Annotated in this window: 18 protein-coding genes; 3 read left to right on the top strand and 15 right to left on the bottom strand. The window is 33.8% G+C overall.

Annotation, left to right across the window (positions count from 1 at the left end; genetic code table 11):
- Positions 1 to 31: 31 nt before the first annotated feature.
- The 7 genes from ACVQ8P_RS04795 to ACVQ8P_RS04765 all read right to left on the bottom strand — a co-directional run bounded on the left by ACVQ8P_RS04795 (position 32) and on the right by ACVQ8P_RS04765 (position 7,955).
- Positions 32 to 1,405, bottom strand: coding sequence for an FAD-dependent oxidoreductase (locus ACVQ8P_RS04795; RefSeq protein ID WP_462297856.1), 1,374 nt, complete (start codon positions 1,403 to 1,405; stop codon positions 32 to 34).
- Complete coding sequence (locus ACVQ8P_RS04790; protein WP_462297854.1) at positions 1,405 to 2,919, bottom strand: helix-turn-helix domain-containing protein; 1,515 nt, start codon at positions 2,917 to 2,919, stop codon at positions 1,405 to 1,407. The genes ACVQ8P_RS04795 and ACVQ8P_RS04790 overlap by 1 nt, the downstream gene beginning before the upstream one ends.
- A gap of 488 nt (positions 2,920 to 3,407) precedes the next feature.
- Positions 3,408 to 4,253, bottom strand: coding sequence for a methylenetetrahydrofolate reductase (locus ACVQ8P_RS04785; protein ID WP_462297852.1), 846 nt, complete (start codon positions 4,251 to 4,253; stop codon positions 3,408 to 3,410).
- A gap of 407 nt (positions 4,254 to 4,660) precedes the next feature.
- The gene (locus tag ACVQ8P_RS04780; RefSeq protein WP_462297850.1) at positions 4,661 to 5,146 is read right to left on the bottom strand and encodes a methylated-DNA--[protein]-cysteine S-methyltransferase; all 486 of its coding nucleotides are present in this window, start codon (positions 5,144 to 5,146) and stop codon (positions 4,661 to 4,663) included.
- 10 nt (positions 5,147 to 5,156) lie between these two features.
- Positions 5,157 to 6,005 (bottom strand): YitT family protein, encoded by an 849-nt coding sequence (locus ACVQ8P_RS04775; RefSeq protein ID WP_462297848.1) that lies wholly within the window; start codon positions 6,003 to 6,005, stop codon positions 5,157 to 5,159.
- A gap of 128 nt (positions 6,006 to 6,133) precedes the next feature.
- Positions 6,134 to 7,321: an iron-containing alcohol dehydrogenase gene (locus ACVQ8P_RS04770; protein WP_462297846.1), complete on the bottom strand. Its 1,188-nt coding sequence runs from the start codon at positions 7,319 to 7,321 to the stop codon at positions 6,134 to 6,136.
- A gap of 154 nt (positions 7,322 to 7,475) precedes the next feature.
- The gene (locus tag ACVQ8P_RS04765; RefSeq protein WP_462297844.1) at positions 7,476 to 7,955 is read right to left on the bottom strand and encodes a DUF2798 domain-containing protein; all 480 of its coding nucleotides are present in this window, start codon (positions 7,953 to 7,955) and stop codon (positions 7,476 to 7,478) included.
- Positions 7,956 to 8,127: 172 nt separating this feature from the next.
- Here ACVQ8P_RS04765 and ACVQ8P_RS04760 point away from each other — a divergent pair, with 172 nt between their 5' ends.
- Complete coding sequence (locus tag ACVQ8P_RS04760) at positions 8,128 to 8,496, top strand: DUF1304 domain-containing protein (RefSeq protein WP_462297841.1); 369 nt, start codon at positions 8,128 to 8,130, stop codon at positions 8,494 to 8,496.
- 167 nt (positions 8,497 to 8,663) lie between these two features.
- On the opposite strand, the gene ACVQ8P_RS04755 is transcribed toward ACVQ8P_RS04760, so the two are convergent.
- Together ACVQ8P_RS04755 and ACVQ8P_RS04750 are read right to left on the bottom strand one after the other, a co-directional pair.
- Positions 8,664 to 10,598 (bottom strand): glycoside-pentoside-hexuronide (GPH):cation symporter, encoded by a 1,935-nt coding sequence (locus ACVQ8P_RS04755; protein ID WP_462297839.1) that lies wholly within the window; start codon positions 10,596 to 10,598, stop codon positions 8,664 to 8,666.
- 12 nt (positions 10,599 to 10,610) lie between these two features.
- Complete coding sequence (locus ACVQ8P_RS04750; protein WP_462297837.1) at positions 10,611 to 12,671, bottom strand: beta-galactosidase; 2,061 nt, start codon at positions 12,669 to 12,671, stop codon at positions 10,611 to 10,613.
- A gap of 285 nt (positions 12,672 to 12,956) precedes the next feature.
- Here ACVQ8P_RS04750 and ACVQ8P_RS04745 point away from each other — a divergent pair, with 285 nt between their 5' ends.
- Positions 12,957 to 13,961 carry a LacI family DNA-binding transcriptional regulator gene (locus ACVQ8P_RS04745; RefSeq protein ID WP_462297835.1) on the top strand — a complete coding sequence of 335 codons (1,005 nt, stop codon included), beginning with the start codon at positions 12,957 to 12,959 and terminating at the stop codon, positions 13,959 to 13,961.
- A 160-nt stretch (positions 13,962 to 14,121) separates the two neighbouring features.
- Here the strand turns inward: ACVQ8P_RS04745 and fba are convergent, their stop codons facing one another.
- From fba to ACVQ8P_RS04715, 6 genes are all read right to left on the bottom strand, one after another.
- Entirely contained in the window at positions 14,122 to 14,985 is an 864-nt protein-coding gene (gene fba / locus ACVQ8P_RS04740) for a class II fructose-1,6-bisphosphate aldolase (RefSeq protein WP_462297833.1), read from the bottom strand.
- Positions 14,986 to 15,138: 153 nt separating this feature from the next.
- Positions 15,139 to 16,872 carry an adenine deaminase gene (ade, locus tag ACVQ8P_RS04735; protein WP_462297831.1) on the bottom strand — a complete coding sequence of 578 codons (1,734 nt, stop codon included), beginning with the start codon at positions 16,870 to 16,872 and terminating at the stop codon, positions 15,139 to 15,141.
- 9 nt (positions 16,873 to 16,881) lie between these two features.
- Positions 16,882 to 18,669, bottom strand: a complete 1,788-nt coding sequence (locus tag ACVQ8P_RS04730) for an adenine deaminase C-terminal domain-containing protein (protein WP_462297829.1) — start codon at positions 18,667 to 18,669, stop codon at positions 16,882 to 16,884.
- A 29-nt stretch (positions 18,670 to 18,698) separates the two neighbouring features.
- Positions 18,699 to 20,033 (bottom strand): NCS2 family permease, encoded by a 1,335-nt coding sequence (locus tag ACVQ8P_RS04725; RefSeq protein ID WP_462297828.1) that lies wholly within the window; start codon positions 20,031 to 20,033, stop codon positions 18,699 to 18,701.
- A 181-nt stretch (positions 20,034 to 20,214) separates the two neighbouring features.
- Positions 20,215 to 20,814, bottom strand: a complete 600-nt coding sequence (locus ACVQ8P_RS04720) for a TMEM175 family protein (protein WP_462297826.1) — start codon at positions 20,812 to 20,814, stop codon at positions 20,215 to 20,217.
- 44 nt (positions 20,815 to 20,858) lie between these two features.
- Complete coding sequence (locus ACVQ8P_RS04715) at positions 20,859 to 21,959, bottom strand: alpha-hydroxy-acid oxidizing protein (RefSeq protein ID WP_462297825.1); 1,101 nt, start codon at positions 21,957 to 21,959, stop codon at positions 20,859 to 20,861.
- A 196-nt stretch (positions 21,960 to 22,155) separates the two neighbouring features.
- Between ACVQ8P_RS04715 and phnX the strand changes: the two genes are divergently transcribed.
- Positions 22,156 to 22,932: a phosphonoacetaldehyde hydrolase gene (phnX, locus tag ACVQ8P_RS04710; protein ID WP_462297824.1), complete on the top strand. Its 777-nt coding sequence runs from the start codon at positions 22,156 to 22,158 to the stop codon at positions 22,930 to 22,932.
- The last annotated feature ends 1 nt before the right edge of the window (position 22,933 follow it).

Genomic DNA, 22,933 nt, shown 5'->3' with positions numbered 1-22,933 from the left:
GGTTAACCCTCAATTATTGATATTTTTAATTCTATTCGCCTATATGACGCCCTTTAACAGTTCTCGCAAGTGCCACTTCATTTAAAGAATTTAACGCTTTATTGTATTCTGGATTAAAATAAAAATCCATTGTCGCTAATTTAGCCATCGTCATTTGCATATTAATCGCTACTGACATGATATTAACAACATCTAATATGTCATGTTCTGAATAAAGTTGTGCACCAACAATTATTTCAGTATCCTTCATGTAAATAACTTTAACAATAATGGCAGACCCATCTTTAACATAATTGTACTGAATTTTTTCTTCAATTGTACTAGATAAAACGTCCAACCCCATATAAGGGGCATTTTCTTCAGTAATTCCCGTAGTCGCTATGTAATAGCCAAATAATTTTGTTCCCGTTGTCCCCTGAGTTGTTTCAACTTTAACAGGTTCAAATAATCCCATGCAATTATAGGCAGCAACAATTGCCCCTTTAACAGAATTATTAACAAGTGGTTGATACTGTCGACGTTGACTCACCGTTTGCTTAAATTCAACATTATCACCAGCAGCATAGATATTTTCATCGCTTGTCTGCATGTAATCATTAATTTTGATAGTGTTATTTTGATTGAGTTCAATTGTCCCTCTCAAAAAATCATTGTTTGGTTTTAAACCAACAGAAAAGACAACTAAATCACAGTCAATCTCCTGATCAGTTGTTGAAACGCTGACTATTTTATCATTTTTATCAACGTTAACAGAATGAACATCATTTTTTAAAACAAATTTCATACCTTTTTCTTTTAAGTCACTAATTAAACGAGCGCCAATTTCTTTATCCACGTAACGTGTTAAAATACCTTCCATTACTTCGACAAATGTAATATCGACATTTTCACCCTTATGTCTCTCATAAATTGAACTAGCTAATGCCAATCCCACTAATCCCGCCCCAACAATCACAATACGTTTACCTGCTGAGTTCAACTGTTCTAGCGCATGTTGTGATTCTTCTAGATTTTTATAAAGAACGACATTTTTATTGTTAATCCCCTTTATTCTTGGCTTAACCACCTTGGACCCATTGGCTAAAATCAATTTATCATAATTAATATAACTGTAACGTCCAGCCGAATCAATCACATAGATTCGTTGATCTTTTGGACTGACATGCAAGACTTCGGTACTGCATACTAATTCAATTCCTTCAGATTCCAATAATTCAGGTGTTGCATAGCTTGCATCTGGTAAGTCATCAATAACCCCATCCAAATACAAATTAATTCCAGATGAAATATAGCTAACGCTTTCCTTCATTTCAAGAATGACAACCTCAGCAGTCGAGTCTGATTTTAAAATTGTTCTAGCGGCAGCTATCCCAGCATGTGTGCCACCAACAATGACATATTTCATTATTCTTCCTCCAAACTTTGGACATTTATTTTTTTAATTTTATCAATTTCTATAACTTCACTTACCACATTAGCGATGGCTTCATCAGAACTGACCCCAATCTCTGACATGACGTATAACGGTGACTTAAATTGTTCCTGGCTCATACCCATCCTATTTGTCAAAATTAAATCATAATCTTTATCTTCTTGAAAAATCTCTACCTGAACGTTCAAAACACTGTGCAAAACGCGCTCCATGATAATCATAGTCAATTTCTCCATAATTGGATCACGATTGATTAATAGCCCAATTTTTAAGACATCATCAAATTCAAAATTTAAAATATTCAATATATATAAATATTGATTTTGTAAATAATATAAATCATCTTGAGAATTCAATCCATCAAATTGTGTCACAGATTGATAGGCAGTCAATAATTTTTGAACAATTTGGGTAAAATCTTCTCGCTCTAATGATTTACGATTAAATTCTGTAATCGTTCGATTATAAATAAAACTTTCACCCTTAAATATGGCTAATTTACTGTATAAATTAAATAAGTTATAGTTAATTTTTGAGTCATTTTTGAAATAAGTATTTTCCTCAATATCACTCCAAAAAAGATTAATTGCCGCATTAATTGGCGTTTCCTTATCAATATCGTCATCCTTAATTTGTACATATAACTCGGAATCATTTTTAATTAAATCAAAACCAATTAAAAAGTAATACAGACCAACTGCATCTTCTTCAACAAAAGACAATGCGTATTTTTTTAAGAATCTGAAAAAACTGATTTTAACCTTAGCGTACGCTGGATTATTTTTAATTAATTCACGCGAAGCTGACGTTAATTTTTCTTCTTGTTGTTCCTTATATGAATTCAAACGAATCAGAATTTTAAGCCATAAATACACACTAAATTTTTCATCATCAGACCATTCTAAGTCATATTGTTTATTCAATACCTCAACATACTCATTAACTGTTGCACTTTTTGATAAAAGTTCTTCCCTATTCGTAAAAGGCGCAACTCTAATGAAAAATAGATAATAAAAATAATTTAATTGGAGTTTAGTACCGACAAGTCGTCGATTTCTAATTTTTAAATCGAATTCTGCCAACGTCTCATTCAATTCTTTAATTCGTCTTGTTATTGATGAACCACTAATATGCAATTCGTTCTCGAGCTCAATTAAATTCAATGTTTCATTCATGTATAAATACATAATTATTTTATATTTGTATGAATGTCTTAACAGATCGTTACCAATATTGGACAAGTTCGTTGTCCCATCAACGCCAAATTTAACATGATTAGCTCCAACCTCAAAAAAAACATGACCAGACTCGATGAATTTTTCAAGTCTTACTTCAATGTTTTTTAAATAGATTCGTAATGAGTTACCAGATATTTGTAATGATTCCGTTAATTTTTTCTTACTTAAATAGCCACCATGTGTTTGAAGTAATTCTAATATTTGATTAGAAATTTTTTCTTGTCCATCTAAAAAGTCTTCCATATACATAAATAAAATCCCCAGCTTCATTTGACCATTTACCCGAAATGTCTAAAAAGGTCAATTCTAATTTTTATTCTAGTCATATATTACCGCGAAACAGGCTAAATTGGTACGAATAACTTTTTTTATTAATTTTATTTAATTTAACTCTTGCATTTTAAACAAACAATTGGTATATTGGATAAGTAACCTAATCAATAAAACTTATTCAGTACCTCCCCCAAGGTCTGAATATCAAAATCAATCCCCCAATTGATTTTGACTGTTTTACCCTTTTCGACACTGTAACTTACGTTACGGTGTCGTTTTTTTTTTGCCTAAAAATTGACTAACCTAATAAAATTAATTTTGACTAACTTCAGTCACACTTTCTTCACAATTACTTGTTATTATGTATTCATACCTTAATTAAACAATTAACACCTAATTAATTTCTCCCCAGATTTTAATTATTCCTACTCCTTTAAGCCATTATCCTCCCAGATAATGGCTTTTTATGTGCCTTGAATAATTTCAACAATGGCCTGATAATCTGATCCCGGCGTCACTAAATGAATCCCCTTAAAGACTTTTGATACCTCCTTAAGCAATTTTTGAGAAGCTATAATACCCACTTCACGTTCCTTATTTTCTAGCTCAGCTTGCTTCATTTCGGCCATGAATTCATCATTTAAATCAATTCCTTGAACGTTATCTTGAATAAATTTTGCGCGCTCAAATGAAAGTACAGGCATCACACTAATAAAAATTGGTATAGCTATTTCATTAGTCTTTAGCCACTCTTTTAAGCGATTAACATTAGTCATATTGAACACAGATTGCGTGATTATATAATCCACACCAGCATCTATTTTCCGTTTAATATCTTCAAATTCCAAATCTAGTTCTTGCGCATTAATATTAAATGCACCGCCAATTTTAAAATGCGTTTGGCCATTCAGTTCACGTCCAGAAGGTGATATGCCTTGATTCATTTGTTTAATTGCCATCATTAATTGTTTAGACGTCACATCATAGACATTTGTGGCCCCCTGCGTTTTCGCAGGATCGCCTTTAATGATCATTACATCATTCAAACCAACAGAACTCAATCCCATTAACTGTGACTCTAAACCAACTAAATTATGGTCACGTGTTGTTAAATGAATAATGACAGGCAGGCCTTTCTCACTCAATTTGTAACCCATTAATGTATTTGAAATACGTGCTTTTCCTAAAGGATTATCCGCAATTGATAAGGCATCAATGTCTAATTTTCTCAACACATCAGCACCTTCAAAGAAATCATTTGAATTAAGCGTACTAGGCGTATTCCACTCAACTAAAATCGTTTTACTCATTTTTACTTTTTCTAGGAAATTCAAAATTGCTTCCTCCAAATCATTTTTCTCATATATCTTACAAATTTAATTATAAACTAACAAAGTTGTCACATGAGTATATTTTCAAAAATAAACCCGTATACTATGAATATAGACACGAAAATATTTTGTATCTATTTTAAATTTATTATAAAAATACTGCAACATTTCATTTAGATCTAACTTACTCCCCCCAGAGTCTCGAATAGATTAGTATTTTTACACTACTACTCCTGAAGTAGCTAGTGTTTTTTAAATTAAAATAGACCTATCTATTTTCTACATAAGTACTTGTTACACTCTAATTAAATAAGCTAGCTAATTTCCCCCGAAACTAACTAGCTTACTCTTATTTCATCATTGTCTCCCCCGACAATGATGATTTTTTATTTACACTCTAATTCTAATAATTGTTTCTTCATCTTGCTGCCACCACGATAGCCACCTAGACTACCGTCTTTTCTTACTATACGGTGACAAGGAACAACCATTAAAATAGGATTCCGGCCAACCGCACTTGCCACCGCTCGAACGGCTTCCGGATGACCAACTTTTAACGCCAACTCAGAATACGATCTCGTTTCACCATAAGGAATTAGTCGTAACTGTTGCCAAACCTCATTTTGCAGTTTAGTCCCGCTTACATCAAAATCAATAGCTACTGTAAATTCTTGTCTGACACCTATAAAATAAGCTTGTAATTCTTCAGTTATTGTTTGAAATAGATCATCATTCTCTTGAAAGTTAGCTTTCGGATAAAATTCTTCAATTTCGCTCTTTAACCCATTTGGCGATCCAACAAAACTGAGTCCCTTATCAGTCATCCCCAACCAATAGCGATTCGTGCCATTACTCCAGTTCATCACATACATATTAAAACTCCTATTGAATTCCAGACAAGTTCGCACCATGAACTTCTGCGATATTATACACAATAATAAAGGCATTTGGCTCAATCTCATGAACTTTGTTCAACATTTGTTGATAATTTTGATTTTCAACAACAATCATCAACATTTCTTTACTTTCTCCTGAATAGCCACCTTTGACCTCAAAAATGGTAACCCCTCTGTCCAAAGTAGCATTAATATCTGTTTTTAATTTTTCTAATCCTGCTCCTGTGCCCATCACGTATAGCACTTTCTTGCGATCTAATCCCGTTTCGATATAATTCATAATAAAATACGTAATGATTAATGAAAAAATAGCTAAAATAAACGCTTCAGAACCCGAGACAAATATATTGAAAAAACACACAATACCATCAATCACTAATAGACTTGATGCAGGTTTAATATTGAAATACTTTTTAACGATCAACGGTGGAACAGTTGTCCCACCACTTGAGGCACCAATTCGATAAAGAATCGAAATACCCACCGCAAAAACCGCGCCACCGACAATAACAGCTAATAATCGGTCTTCAACAACATTTATTTGGGGCGTAATCGCTAAAAACAAGGGTAAAACAAAGCTTCCTACCATAATTTTTTTAGTTGTTGAACGATCCAACATAAAATAAGCTAAAATCAATAACGCAATATTAATACTCAATAACACGACGGAAACGTTCCATTTGAATGCTGTTTCCAAAAGTATTGCAATCCCGGTTGCACCACCAACTGCAACTTCTTGCGGTGCATAAAAGAAATTAATACTTATCGCAATAATTTCTAAACCAATCAACATGAGTAATCCCTGAATCACTTGTGGTTTTATCCTATTTATCATAAAGGCCCTCTTTCCGTTCTAGATTTGTAATCTCTTATTATTTAGCATACTGAACTTTATTACAGAAAACAAATTTAAGCTTCATTGCACAAAAAAAGCATCCAAAATTTTGGATGCCTTTAACATTTTTATTCGAATCCGTCAGTTGTCATTGCAGCTTTGTATAAATCAATAACATCATTAACTGACATATCAACATAAACAGCGCTATCTAATTTTCCAACTTTGACAGCTGATTCAGCCATCACTTTAAAGTTTGTTTCATCATTAATGTCAACACCTGGCAAGGTAGTTGGAACACCTAATGATTTAACCCAATCGTAAACTGCTTGAATTGCCTTATCAGCAACTACTTGGTCATCATCATCTTGGATATGCCAAACATTGCGACCAAATTTTGCAAACTTAGCAACCGTATCTGCAGATAAAACAAATTTCATCCAACGAGGTGTCACAATACCTAAACCAACACCATGAGTAATATCATAGTAAGCTGATAATTCATGTTCAATTGGATGTGACGTCCAACCATCTTCGTAGCCTAATCGCATAATTCCATTCAATGCCATAGTTGATGACCACATTAGGTTAGCACGAGCGTCATAATTATCAGGTTCTGCAACAGCAATTGGTGCCCATTTAATAACTGTCCGCATGATACCTTCAATCATCCCATCAGACACATCATTATTCTTTTCTTTATCAAAATATTGCTCTGTCAAATGAGAGAAAATATCAATTGAACCAGCAGCTGTTTGCCATTTTGAAACACTCATTGTTAATGCTGGATCTAGAAATGAAACAGCTGGTGTTTTAGGACCAAAACTACCTAATTTTTCATTTGTTTCAAGATTTGAAATCACTGATCCAGCATTCATTTCAGTCCCAGTAGCTGATAATGTTAAGATATCAACAAATGGTAATTGATCAATTTTAAAACGTTTTGCTGGTTCGATAACTAAATCCCAAGGATCTCCTTCATAAAATGCTGCTGAAGCAATCATTTTTGAAGCATCGACCACTGAACCACCACCGACAGCCAAAACAACATCAATTTTATTTTCTTTAGCTAACTTTTGACCTTCACGAACTGAATTAATCTTAGGATTAGGTTCAATTCCTGCTAATTCGACAACATTTAAATCACTCAAAATCTTCTTTACAGTATCGTATAATCCTGAGCGTTTAATTGATCCACCACCGTATGTTAATAGTACGTTAGGTCCAAATTGTGCGACCGCATCATGTAATTCTGTTTCAATCCGATTTGAACCAAAACGAATATCTGTTGTATTTTTAAATTGAAAATCTTTCATAATTATAATCTCCTTTGTATTTTGAAGTTATATTAAAAATCATTTTTACTGAACATCTACAGTATAACGCTTTCTAGTAAGGTCCTTCTAGTGTAAGCACTTACTAAAAAAAAGAATTCACCTTTAAAAAGGTAAACTCTTTTCTAATTATCAATTAAATGACATCACTTTGTACGGTCTTTTTAGCTTCATCATTTGCATGAATCATGCTCAAAATTTTCCTTGAAATTGGTCCAACGATAATCAATTGTAATGGTACAGCGACAATAATATTACGTCCGATAGTTGTAAGGTATGACGACCAGAAATGAACTGGCATCCCGCCTTCAATAAGCAGACCATAAAGTGACATAAAGGCTACCATTCCACAAATCATCATTCCTGAGATTGCAAGAATCATTTGCCACATTTTGTCATGATTAAGTGGTAATTTATCAGCAATTGCCATCGCAATTTTACCGACAACTAAAACATCTAAAATGAAAGCAACAATAAAACCTGGAATGAATCCAAGTAATAATGTAGCCATTCCTAATTTTCCGACTAATAATAAATTGTACGCACTCATAACGAAAACCATCATCGAGCACATTAATGTTGTAAAAATAATTCCTTCTTTTGCATTTGTTGGCATTATAATTCTCCTTAATATTGTTAATAAAGACTTATCTTACACAAAATCGTTTGCTTGCATAAGTCTTTTTTTGAATATTAAACTTTTCTCATTGTAAGCGATTAAATCGATTGTTTGTGGCATCATTCGGATTACGTTATACTTAACTTACAACTATTAAGGAGGTATTTTTATGTTAATTGCACTTATATTATCTTGGATTGTCGCACTTGAACATCTATTTATTATGATATTAGAAATGTTTTTCTCAACGAGTTCAACAGCCCAAAACGCTTTTGAATTAAAACCAGAATTTCTAAATCAAAAAGAAGCTAAATCATTAATGGCAAATCAAGGGCTATACAATGGTTTTATCAGTATTGGCCTAATGATTGTTCTCTTAATACTATCTGGTGCAGCACTTAAATCAATGCTGTTACTTTTCACCGGATTTGTTTTCATCGCTGCTATTTTTGGTAGTTTAACAGCAGCTAAAAAGATCATTTTAGTTCAAGGATTACCCGCATTATTAGCGTTTATCGCCATTGCTTTTACTTTATAGGTCAACAACTTAACCAGTTGGCATTAAATAACTTTCTAGGCAATCAATTAATATTTAAAATTGATTACCTAGTTTTTGTTTATATATACACCAGTACTATAATAATTAAAAAGATGGTAGTAAATTCGATTATCTTACGAATTTACTACCATCTAACATAATATAATTTATTTTGTCTCTATATTCAAAGATATATTTTGAACTTCATTTCCATGGTGCACTGACTTCGTTAATATTTCATCCATCTTACCAACACGATTTGGTTGCGTAAAGAAGACAATTACAATATCATCATAACCAGCTTTATGAATTAACTCTTGATCAAAACTCAAAAGTAACTCTCCAGCTTTAACCTTTTGACCATCATTATAATGTGTTATGAATCCTTCACCACGCATATTAACTGTTTCAAGTCCCACATGAATGATTGTCTCCAAACCAGACTCTGAAATAATACCAAGTGTATGTCTAGTTGAAAATGTAAATTTAATTTGACCATCAAATGGTGCATAAATTTTCCCATCTGTCGGTTGAATAGCAAATCCTTTCCCTCTAAATCCTGTTGGAACTGAATTCAATGGCATTAAAGTTCCATCAACTGGTGCCAAAACTGTAGTATCAACAAGTTCTGTAGTAGTTGCTACATCGTCATCCATCGATATTTCACCACGCGCCAATTTACTTTCCAATTCTCCAACAATTTCAGCATGTTTTTTTTCAGTAATTTTAACTTTAAACATAAAAATAATCAATGCTAAAATAGAGAATACTAGTGGGCTATAAAAAGCAAAAATTTTAAACATATGAACATTTTTCGCAGTAATATCAGCCGCTGTTGCGCTACCTGTCATTCCTGCCATAATAGCGATTGATCCTACAATACCATTCGAAAATGCACCAGTAATTTTATCTAGCATTGGTCGAACTGCAAGAACAACAGCTTCATTACGATTTCCATTTTTTAACTGACCGTATTCAATAGAATCTGTTAAAGATAGTACAATAACTAATTGGGCAAATGTAAAATTAAATAATATTAATCCAAGGATGACTAAAATCATATTACTGCTACCAAAAATAAATATGATATATGACAAAATCATTGAGATTTGACCAATCAAAAATAAAATTTTACGTGTAATAAATTTATTTAAAATAGGATATAAAGGTGCTGTTGAAAAGCCAACAACTGTGGCTACTGCACCAGCAATCCAAAATTCATTTGGTTTACCGATTACAAATTTAAAGAGATAGAACAATACTCCATTTGTAACTACATAAGCTAGTGAATACATTAAATATGCAAAACTAATCCATAAAATTTGATCATTTTTTATAATTCCAACAAAAACATCTTTAATTGACGTTTTTTTACTTGCAGCTTCTCGAATAACATCATGCTTTTCTGTTGTTCCAAAAGCAACTGCTAATGCGGAGAGAATTGCAACGATACCAACAATAATTGCAAAGGCTAACCAACCTTGGGTTCCTTGTTCATGCTTACCCGTTGCTAAAAATGTAAAGTATGTTGTGATTGGAACTACAATCATTGTCAAACCATTCCAACCGATTGACCCAGTAAAACTTCCTAAGGCTGTAAAAATACCACGCTCTTTACTATCACCACTGATAGCAGGAACCATACCCCAATATGCTACATCTGCAAATGAATAAAAAATATCTAAAGTAACAAATATTATGACAAAACAAATTGCAAATAAAAGCCAATTAACTTTAGCTAATCCAAAAATACCACTAAATACAATTACCAATAATATAGAGCTCACCACACTACCGATAACTTGCCATGGCTTAAATTTACCCCATCTAGTTTTTGTATTATCTACAATGTTGCCTAAAATGGGATCGACAACAACCTCTGCTAAGCGAATAATAACGACCAACGTTGTTATTAATGCTATCAAGCGATTAGCTACTTTGGGACTAACATCACTAAACATTCCACTTGTAACATATACGATAAAGTATGTACTCAAGGCACCATAAAACGCAGAATGACCTAAATTACCTAGCGCAAACGCAATTCGTTCTCTTAACTGTATCCACGTTAAATGTTTTTTCCCTACCTTTTGATTATCCATTATTATTACTCCCTAACTTTTTAATTTTTCTACTAATACTTTAACGCCATATGCGGGTAAAGTTAGTTGGGTGCTAGGCTGTATCTCTTCCATAAGCACATCATATAAAGACGTTACTGTTTCGACCTTTGTAGCTTTATGACTAAAATTAATAATAAAATAATATCTTTTAGTATCATTTTCTCTAATTTGAATTGAAACATTATTAGTCATTTTTTTAACAGGTAATGTTGACTTAAGATTTAACTCCTCAGTTATTTCTTTATAAAAATTAGTAAGAAATTCATTATCTAGTCTACAACCCTGATAGTACGCAATTCCTTTACCAAAATTATGTTTTGTTACCGCCGGTGTTTCTTTGTAAAAATCATTTTGGTAAGTCCCTAACGTTTCGGCACCTTTTACCTTAATTACCTCGCAGTAATCTTTAGCTTCATATACCTGATTATTCATCGAAATAGTATTTTTTTGCTTAGGATATAGGGTATCTGTTTCTTGAATTTCTATACCGTAACTATCTTGTAGCCCTTGAGGCCAGCTGCCTTGGTACGTTAAAAATTCTGGGTCAACGATGCCTGTAATATACGTCCCAACCAATCTACCACCTTGTTTAACAAAAGCCGCTAATTTTTCTGCAAAGACACTACTCATCAAAAAATGCATTGGATCAATGACTAATTTATAATCAGTTATTTCTTGTTCTGTTGAAATAATATCAACTGGAATATCATGTTCCCAAAAATATTGATATTGCTCACTAATAGTTCTCCAATATTTTTTAGTTTTTGATGCATAATTACGACTATCGTCTAATGCCCACATATTTGCATAATCAAAAATAATTGCTACTTTCGCTTTTTGATGTTTTGTTAATAATCCAGACTTTAATTTTTCTAAATCATTACCAACTTTAATAACATCTTGATAAACTCGTGTTTTTGTTTGTAATTGATTATTAATCACAGCACCATGAAACATTTCAGATGACCCTAATGACTGATGTAACTGAAAATACATAATTGAATTAGCACCATGCGATATTTCTTGTAGGCTTGCCATTTCATGCATTCCTGGTCGTTTAGCCCGATTATATGGATGCCAATTAACCTGTGATGGTGTATTTTCCATAATTAAATAATTATCCATTTTAAGACCACGCATCGTATCATTCATCAAAGCTGTTTTCATTGCTAAATGTTTTGTACTTTCGTAATCATTAGCCCAATTAGGATATGAATCCCAGCTTACAACGTCAACATGTTTAGCAAATTTTTGATAGTCTAAATCATAAAAAACATGAGATTCAGGTGGATTACCACCCATAAAATTCGTTGTAACTGGAATATCTGGCGTAAGTTCACGCAATGGTTTAATTTCTTCATCGAAAAAATCAATAGTTCGATCACTTACAAAGTGATGCCAATCAAGATTCAACCCTAACACACCTGTATCACCACTTGGCATTGGTGCTTTAATTTGATTCCAATTTGTATAAGTATGGCTCCAAAAAGTTGTCCAATAAGCGTGATTTAAATGATCTATAGTTTGATATTTTTTTTGTAACCATTTGCGAAATTCTGCTTGACACAAATCACAGTAACATTCACCGCCGTATTCATTAGAAATATGCCATAAAATAACCATTCCATTATGACCATAACGTTCTGCTAATTTACGATTTATAATCTGAACCTTGTCACGATAAACTGGCGATGTATAACAATGATTATGTCGCTCACCATAAAGTTGTCGTTCCCCTCTTGCATTAACTCTCAATACTTCTGGATATTTTTCAGCTAACCATCTTGGACGTGCCCCACTTGGTGTTGCTAAAATAACTTTTCCATTTTGTGCAGATATTTTATCGAATATTTCATCTAACCAAGAAAAATCAAACTTACCTTCTTCTGGTTCTAATTTTGCCCATGAAAATATTCCTAGACTAAATGTATTTATTTTGGCATCCTTAAAAGCATTAAAATCAGATTTAATCACTTCTGGTTGATCTAGCCATTGTTCAGGATTGTAATCTCCTCCATGCAAAAAATTGGTTATATTTAATTTTGTAACCATTTTTATAATACCCACTTTCAATAATTTATTAGTTTGTTATCAATAACATAGTTCTAGCATAGTCGGTTAAAACACCCTACGCAAGCGCTTTCCTAGGTTAATTACTAAAACATGGTAAACAAAAAATTATCTTTGTTTACCATGTTTACTATGCTATATATCGACTATTTCACCCTGTTTTCAATTCAGAATTGTGCTATAGTTTATTTAATGTTACCGTTTCCAACTAAATGATTTACTAAAACTATTAACGATTAAATACTATTATTTTAGGAGATGATTATCATGACTACTATTCGAGAAATTGCTGCAAAAGCTGGCTATTCTCCCGCAGCTGTTTCTAGATTGTTAAATAACGACCCCACTTTTTCAATTTCTGATTCTGCCCGTAATAAAATTTTAGAAACAGCACAAACTCTAAATTATCAAAAAGTTAATGCAACAACACATGGTAAATATAAAATTGCTGTTATTTTTGCCATCTTACCACGGAAAGAATTAGAAGATATTTACTATAATAACCTTAGACAAAGTATTGTTAATTCTGCCAAAAAAACTAACATGTCATTAACTTTCTACTCACAAATTACAGATGTCCCCTCTGACACTGATGGAATATTGACAATTGGTCAATTTCAATCTAATGACCTTGAGTTACTATACAAATATTCATCTATTTGCCTTTTTATTGATTCAAATCCTGATTCCCATAAATTTAATTCTGTTCAACCTAATTTAGAATCAATTATTGAGCAAGCTGTTAATCTTTTTGTTCAAGATAATTTCCAATCAATTGGTTTTATTGGTGGCTCTTTATGGCATGCAAATACAGTATCCACTAGGTTAAAAGATCCTCGTCAAAAATATATTGAAAGTCATTTAAGAGAATTAGGATTATTAAATCAAAAATTAATCTATATCGGTGATGACTTTTCTATCAAAACTGGTTATTCTCTCGGAAATCAAATTATTAATAATTTAAACAAATGTCCACTACCAAATGGATTTATAATTGCATCAGATCTTTTAGCCGTTGGTGTCTTACAAGCTTTTAATGAACACAATATTCGTGTACCAAATGACACTTCAATCATCAGTATTAACGATATTGATATTATTAAATATACTTCACCACCACTAACAACATTTAAAATTGATACTGATCAATTGGCTAAAACTGCAATTACCACACTAAAAGATAATATTATTTTCCCAGTTAATACTCATAAAAATATTTTACTCGATGCTGATATTGTTTATCGTCAAAGCTTTTTACAACCACATAAATAAATCAAAAATTCAGGTAATAAAATGGCTCTTTATCAATAATCGTTGATAAAGAGCCATTTTATTTAAATATTACATTTAAATTATAGATTAACCGTACAAAAAAAGAGCTTCCAAAATCATAATGATTTTGAAAACTCTTTTAGCAGAACTAAATAATAAATTATTTAGCAGCTGCTGTACCGAACCATTCAATACGATCTTCAACAAGATCAGTGATTGCTTTTGTACCTGGTGCGAATAATTTACGAGGGTCAAAACCTTTACCTTCTTGGTCTTTTCCTTCTTCAATATATTTGCGAGTTGCAGCAGCAAATACTAATTGACATTCAGTATTAACATTAACTTTTGAAACACCCATTTTAATAGCTTTTTGGATTTGGTCTTTAGGAATACCTGAACCACCATGTAATACAAGTGGTGTTTTGATTTCAGCAGCTAATTCTGCTAAACGATCAAAGTTCAAGCCAGTCCAGTTAGCTGGGTATTGGCCATGAATATTACCAATTCCACAAGCTAAGTAGTCAATACCAGTTGCAGCAAGTGTTTTAGCTTCTTCAACATCAGCTAATTCACCAGCTCCGACGATACCATCTTCTTCTCCACCAATTGAGCCAACTTCAGCTTCAACTGTGATGTCTTTAGCATGTGCCAAAGCAACGATTTCTTTTGTTTTTTCTAAGTTTTCTGCAAATGGTAAGTCATGGCCATCAAACATAACTGAGTTGTATCCAACTTCGATACATTCTTTAGCTGCTTCATAGTTACCATGATCTAAATGCATTACAACGGGAACAGTAATACCCATTGATTTAATAGTATCTTGAACAAGGTGTAAACATAATTCGTATCCACCCATGTATTTTGCAGCACCCATTGATGTTTGGATTAAAACAGGAACACCTTTTTCTTGGGCAGCAGCAAGAATACCACGAGTCCATTCCAAGTTGTTTGTGTTAAAGGCACCAACAGCGTAGTGACCTGCACGTGCAGCATCGAACATACTTTTACCATTTACTAATGTCATTTGAAATCCTCCTAGATAAATTACAATACGTCTGTATTGCATTTTTTAATACAGGTACATTTTAGCACATTTAGTCATCAGATAAAACTTTCATTTTTTAAATAATTATAATTATCAATTGTTTTTGACCGATTATGACTGTTTTAGACATACTTACACGCTTACATCTTCAAATTCAAATCGGCTAACATTAACTAATCCCATATCAGTAATTTTTAATTCTGGAATAACAGCTAACGACATAAAACTTAACGTCATAACAGGATCAACATTATCATTAATACCTAATTCTTTATAAGCAACCTCATTAAATTTTTCAAGCTTTTCTGATATCCATTCTCCTGATTGATCACTCATCAAGCCACCAATTGGTAACGGAATCGACATTAGAACTTTATTATTTTTCGTTAAAACCATGCCACCCTGAATATCTTTCAATGTAGTAATCGCCAATGCCATATCTCGATCATTAGTTCCAGTTGTAATCAAATTATGTGAGTCATGTGCAATAGATACAGCAATTGCCCCCTCTTTGATTCCATAATCTTTCAATACACCAGTAAAAATATTACCCGTTTCATGGTGACGTTCAATCACTGAAATTTTAGCGACTGGAATGCTTGGGTTATAGATAAAATCACCAGCGTCATCACGACTGACATCAATTTCTCTATCTATCGTAATTGCCTCATTCGGTATCACTTCAATAGCATGTACACGATTACTCGTTAATGCTAATCTTAACTTATTTTGACTAAAGTTAGTTAAATGAACAGATGATTGAACACTATCAATTAGATATTTTTTAGTTTCTAATAAATAATTACCATTTTCAGCAATTTTTTCACCAAAAATGTAAACACTCGAAACAGTCATATTATTCAAATCACTAATAACTACTAGATCAGCTCTAAGTCCAGGTGCAACAGCTCCGCGATCTTTCAATTCGCAACATTCGGCAGCATTGAGCGTGGCCATTTGAATCGCAACTAAAGGATCTAGGCCTTCTTCAACACAAATTTTCAAACTATTATCTAAATGACCTTTTTCAATAATTGTTTTCGCCTGAACATCATCCCCGCATAAAACAGTTCTTCTAGAATTATTAGGTGTCACACCTTTTAACAATGTTCTTAAATTATGTGTGACCGATCCTTCACGTAAAAACACATACATTCCACGACTTAACCTATCTTGCATTTCTTCAAGTGTTGAACATTCATGGTCATTTTGAATTCCAGCTGCAACATACGCATTCAATTCTTTGTCATAGACTTGAGGACTATGTCCATCAATCCGTTTATTTAAATTTTTAGCAACTAATAATTTATCAAGAACATCACTTTCAGCATTAATCACACCAGGAAAATCCATAAATTCAGCTAAACCTTTTGTTTCATCATGCATAAGTGGATCAACCATGTCTGCCGCTGAAATAACAGCTCCAGAATTTTCCATTTTTGTTGCTGGAACACATGAAGGAAGCATGTATTGAATATCCAAAGCAGTTTCTTTAGCCGCATTAATCATGTAATCTAATCCTGCTAATCCTGCAACATTCACAATTTCATGTGGATCTGCCATCACAGTCGTAGTCCCATGAGGCGTCATTAACCGGCCAAATTCTTCAGGACTAACGTAAGCTGATTCTACATGAATATGAGGATCAATAAAGCCTGGCGAAATAAATTGTCCGTGAATATCAACAACAGATTTCCCAGTGTATTGCCCACCAATTCCTGCAATAATACCATCAACAATTGCAACATCCCCACTAATTAAACATGCGTTGTACACATCAACAATTTTACCATTAGTTAAAACTAAATCAGCAGGAAGCCGTCCAGCGGCAACATCAATTAACTTCTTTAAACTTTCTTTTTCCATCATGACTCCTTATTTTTTGAGAGGTGTAATTTTGATAATTGGATTAATAATTTTTAATGCAACACAATCCACCATTCCTAAATCAGTAATAGCCAAATCTGGAATCGCTGTAATAGGTAAGAACGACATATAGAACATTGGATCAGGCAACTCACTACCCATTAAATCTGATCCTTTTCTTAAAGCAATTTCGCCTGCTTCAATTTCACTTGGTAACATGTCGCTCATAATCCCACCAACTGGCAAGGCTAAAAATGACACTACTTCACCATTAATCACGACAATTTGTCCGCCACCTGCTTCAATTAACTTATTTGTAGCCATCGACATATCGTTAGAATTAACACCCATGACGACAATATTATTGTCATCAGGTGCAGAAGATGAAGCCATTGCACCTTTTTTAAGCCCCCAACCAGATGTAAATCCAAGTGACTGATTACCATTTTTCCCAAATCTTTCCAACACAGACACTAAAGCCACATCTTTTTCTAGACTAGGTTGTACAATACCATTTTTGATAATTAAATCGACATCTTTTCTTTTTCGAACAAAAGCACCTTGACTATTGATTGTTTGAACAGTTGCCAAACCTTCTTTTTCATCGACTTTATATTCAAAATTTTTTGACGAAGTTAACTCGTGTTTCAGCTGTCCTTTAAATAAATCGCTTCTTGTAGGTGCAACTAATGTTTTAAGTATTTTTTTATTTTCAGCAACAACTTGACCTCGACTAATCACCATTTCAACATTAAATGAACCTGGTTGATCAACAATTAAAATATCAGCTAATCTACCTGGTGAGACAGAACCAACTTGATCATCAATTCGATAAGCTTCGGCACTATTTATTGTAGCCATTTGAATTGCTGTAATTGGTTCTACTCCAGCTTCGATAGCCAACTTAACAAGATTATCAAGATGACCTTTTTGTAAAATATCAGTTGCCGTAACATCATCTGTACAAAAACTAACATGACGAGCAATTGCTGGATTTACTTCCGTAATTGCTCGAATATTCTCTGCTAAAAAATGTGTTACAGATGATTCTCTGATTAAAACATTCATCCCTTTTCGAGCTTTTTCAACAAGTTCTTCATGTCCATAACTTTCATGGTCTAACCGAACGCCACTTGCTAAATATTCATTCAATTTAATTCCCATTGTCATTGGTGCACAACCAAAAATTGGTAAGTGATTATTTTGTGCATGAACCAATGTTTTTAGCGTATCTTCATCTTGCGTTTCAACAGCTTCTCTAACTGTTTCCCAAACACCGTAACATTCTGTCCATTTTTGAATTGTTTCTTGAACATCTGCATTAATGTTAAAAGCTATCGTTGATGTTGGGATCGTATATGGTGTTTTATATGGTGCCCCCCAAAATAAATTAAGCGGTAACGCTTCTACCTCTTTAAATACTTCTTGAACACCTTCTAACCCAGCAACAGATATTGTTTCATCTAAGCCAGAAATGACACTCGTTGTTCCAAATGGGACGACCGCGTTAGCAAAACTTGTCATACTCATTTTGCTACATTCAACATGAATGTGCCCATCAATTAACCCTGGTGTTATATATTTTCCTGTTGCATCTATGTGTTCCGTTTCATCACCGATATAAGCTTCAATATCACCAACAGCAACAATTTTTTCTTTATAAATTGCAACATCTGCCTGATAATATTCGCTTGTCATAACATTAACTAATGTCCCGTTTTCAATTACTAAATCTGCAGAAATCTTTGCAGCTCCAGCTTCTATATAATCTTTTAATTGTGCCAATGTTTGTGTCATTTAGTTATCCACCCATCAATTTTTTTGTATTATTGAAGAATATTTAAGACGTACAGTAAGAATAAGAAAACAAAAAGTAACACATACATGACAGGACCAACTTCTTTTCTACGACCCGCTGCCATCATTGTGATTGGATATAAAATAAATCCAAAAGCAATACCATATGAAATATTATAAGTTAAAGGCATACCAACAACCATTAAGAATGCAGGTACTGCTATTTCAAAACGGCCCCAATCAATACCTTTTAATGATTGAGCCATTAAAATCCCAACAACAATTAAAACTGGTGCCGTAACTTGCGATGTAACAACCGTTAGAAGTGGTGAGAAGAACAAACTTAGAACGAACATTCCCCCTACAACTAACGACGTTAATCCAGTACGACCACCAACGGCAATCCCAGCTGAAGATTCAACGTAGGCAGCTGTTGGCGTTGTTCCTAATACAGATCCAGCTAACATTGAAGCTGAATCAGACATTAATGCGCGGCCCACTCGTGGCATTTTATTATCTTTCATAAATCCAGCCTGAGTAGCCAACCCGATTAATGTGCCGGCTGTATCAAAGAATGCAACCATCAAGAAAATCAAGACAACAGACCATAATTGTAACGAATTAATTTTATGTAGATTTTCAATACCTACCCCAAATGTTGGTGCCATACTTGGGACAGAAGAAATAATATGCGTTGGTAATTTAATAAGTCCCATTACTAATCCCAAAATAGTTGTCGCAATCATTCCAATGAAGATTGAACCAGGAATTTTTTTTGCCATTAAAACAATAATTACAACTAATCCAAAAATAGTAAGCCACGTTGTCGGAACAGTTAATGAACCAATCGCTACTAAAGTTGATTTATCTCCAACAATAAGTCCACCTTCTTGTAACCCAACAAAGGCAATAAACAAACCAATACCTGCTGCCATTGCTAACTTTAAATCATGTGGAATGGCATCAATAACAATTTCACGTATTTTAAATAATGTAATAAGCATAAAAATAATTGACGCAACCACAACACCGGCCATTGCCGTTTGCCATGGAATACCCATTCCAATAACAACTGAATAAGTAAAGAAGGCATTATCGCCCAAACCTGGTGCAATTGCAATCGGATAATTTGCTAAAAATGCCATCAAGAAACAACCAAATGCGGCAGAAATTGCAGTTGCTGTAAAGACAGCCCCTTTATCCATACCTGCGGCACCTAAAACTTGAGGATTGACGAATAAGATATAAGCCATAGATACAAAGGTCGTTAAACCGGCCATTGATTCGCGTTTAACCGTTGAACCTGACTCATTAATATGAAATAAGCGATCAAAAATCCCTACTTTTTTCTCTGTGTTATCCATGCGATATATTCTCCCTATGTTGTGCTTTTTTATGTTATATGCATTATATTACTCGTATTAAATTGAAAATCAATAGTAAAAACGTACTTTATTAAAATTTACAAATGAAATGTTCGTGTTTTGAAACGTGCGAACAAAATAAAAACTGTTAAAAAGGGTTTACCACCCCCATTTAACAGTTCTATTTTTCATCAAAAATCCTATCGCCATCTTTTCTCGTATTAATAGCCATAATACTCAACATAACCAATTGCGCAATCACTGCTGTTGGTGGAAAGAAATAAATCCCGACCAGTACAGCCACAATTAATACCGGATAATACCAACTGGTTAAAATGCCGTAAACAATCATTCGATCAATTTTCCGACTAACCTCCGGGTGTTTCTCTTCATTAACAACTTTTATTTCACGCGTTAATAAAATAAAAGTTAAACTCCAAAAACAACAAACGGCAAAATAAGTATATTCCGGTACCCTATCGGCCATAAATCGCCCCGTCCAAGCTGTCGCAACTGGAATAAATGACATTGAAAAAATCCAAAAATTATTCAACCAATAAATTTTTTTCGTCACACGTTTCGTTAAACTAAACATAAAATGATGACTAAACCAGCCAACGCCCATAAACAAAAAACTAGTCGCATATGAGAAAAAATATGGAATAATCTTAATCAACTCGTTTAATTTAGCAGTCTCGGGCACCGTAAATTCTAACACCATAATCGTTAATAAAATAGCAATCACAGCATCAGTAAATGCCTCAACCCTTGCTTTATTCAAAATACTATCCTCAATTCATTTCACATTTTTAGCATCCATTAACGTTAATTACCGTAAGGATTATCAACTAATTTTGTCCGTTTAACTTCATCAATATTATGCGTTCCCGTTAATTGCATTGTCAACTCTAATTCATGTTGGAAATAATTAAAGACATTTTGAACGCCTTGATGACCACCAAGCGCCAATCCATAAACAACCGGACGACCAATTGCCACTAAATCTGCCCCACTTGCCAAAGCTTTATAGACGTGAGCACCGCGTCTAACGCCGCTATCAAAAACAATCGGCACACGCTTATCAACTGTTTCTGCGACACCTTGAAGTGCGTCAAAAGCAGCAATTCCACCATCAATTTGACGACCGCCATGATTAGATACCCAAATGCCACCCGCACCTGAATCAATGGCAACACTTGCATCTTCACCATCTTGAATGCCTTTAACAAAGACAGGTAAGCCTGAATACTCGGCTAAAAATGCAACATCTTTTGGACTTAAGCGTTGCTTAGCTGACCCATAAACAGCGTCCATTGTTTGGCCAACACCACTTTGGTAGGCCTGAACAATAGGCATTGCTAATGGAAAAGTAAACCCATTTCGTTTATCTGTTTCACGATTACCACCGACTGTTGCATCAGCAGTCAAAACAATTGCCTTAACGCCATTTGCTTTGGCTTCATCCATAATATTGCGATTAATACCGTCATCCTTACTCATATAGAATTGGAACCACTGCGGCTGACCATTAGCTTGATCCGACATTTCTTTAAATGATTTTGTTGCAAATGAACTTGCTGTATAAATTGATCCATAATCCGAAACACCTTTTGCACTATCGATTTCACCTTTAACATGCGCCAATCCATGGGCAGCAACTGGTGCCATAATAATCGGTGAGGTAATTTCATCCCCAAATATACTTGTCCTTGTATCTGGATGATCAATTTCTTGTAACACCCGTGGTTTAATCAGTTTATGATTGAAAGCTTTTATATTCTCCTCCAAAGTATATAAATCTCCGGCACCACTAGAAATATAACCAAATCCACCTTTTGGAATGATTTTTTCTGCCTCTTTTTCCAAATCAAAAGCATTAATAATAGTGATATCTTTTTCTAGATTACTTGCAATATATTCTGTCATATTAACCGCCCCTTTATATTGTACACGACTTATCATAGTTGAATCGTAGCATTACGTTCAATCTTATGCAAGCGTTTACAGTTATAATCATTACAAATTTACACAACCTTTACAGCAATTTGCCTTTTAATTTTACAATGACCCGTTATACTCAGTTTGTACTTGAGTGACACCAAATTTTAGAGGAGGTAATTTTTTGCCACAAATTAAAGCAGTTATTTTTGATTGGGCCGGAACAACCGTTGATTTTGGAAGTATAGATCCTGTTTTTGCCTTTCAAAAGGCCTTTCATGAACGCGGAATGCCAATTACCGTCGCTGATATTCGCAAAGATATGGGCATTGAAAAACATGAGCATATCGCAAAATTAGTCCAATTACCTGAAATTAAAGAAGAATGGTTGGCCCTCCACCACGACCCAATTTCTGTGGAAGATCAGCAAGCCATTTTCAATGAATTTGAAGTTCTTTTGCTAAAAAGACTTCGTGACCAAACGATGCTAGTCCCAAGCCTTTTAGAAACGCAAACTTTCCTAAAAAAACATGACATTAAAATTGGGACAACGACTGGTTACACCCAAAACATGTTATCAGTTGTTGCCGAAAAAGCCTTAGCACTTGGTTACCACCCCGATATGATTGTTTCTAAAGAAGATGTCGGCGAAGGTCGTCCCTCACCACTGATGATTCAATCAATTCTCAGTAAATTTAAAATAAGCAATCCAAAACAAATCATTAAAGTTGGCGATACAATCATCGATATCGCAGAAGGTAAAAATGCTAACGTTATCAGCGTGGGAGTTGTCGAAAGTAGTAGTCTAATTGGTTTAACACTTACAGAATTCAACGATTTACCCAGTACAGAACGTGCTTCAAAAATTGCCTCAGCAACGCAACAGTTCAAGGCTGCCGGTGCTGATTACATCATTTTAAACCTAACAGAATTACCCGCATTAATTGAAAAATTAAATTAAG

Source organism: Dellaglioa sp. BT-FLS60, from assembly GCF_054941065.1.
This window is presented reverse-complemented; position numbering and strand designations above follow the sequence as displayed.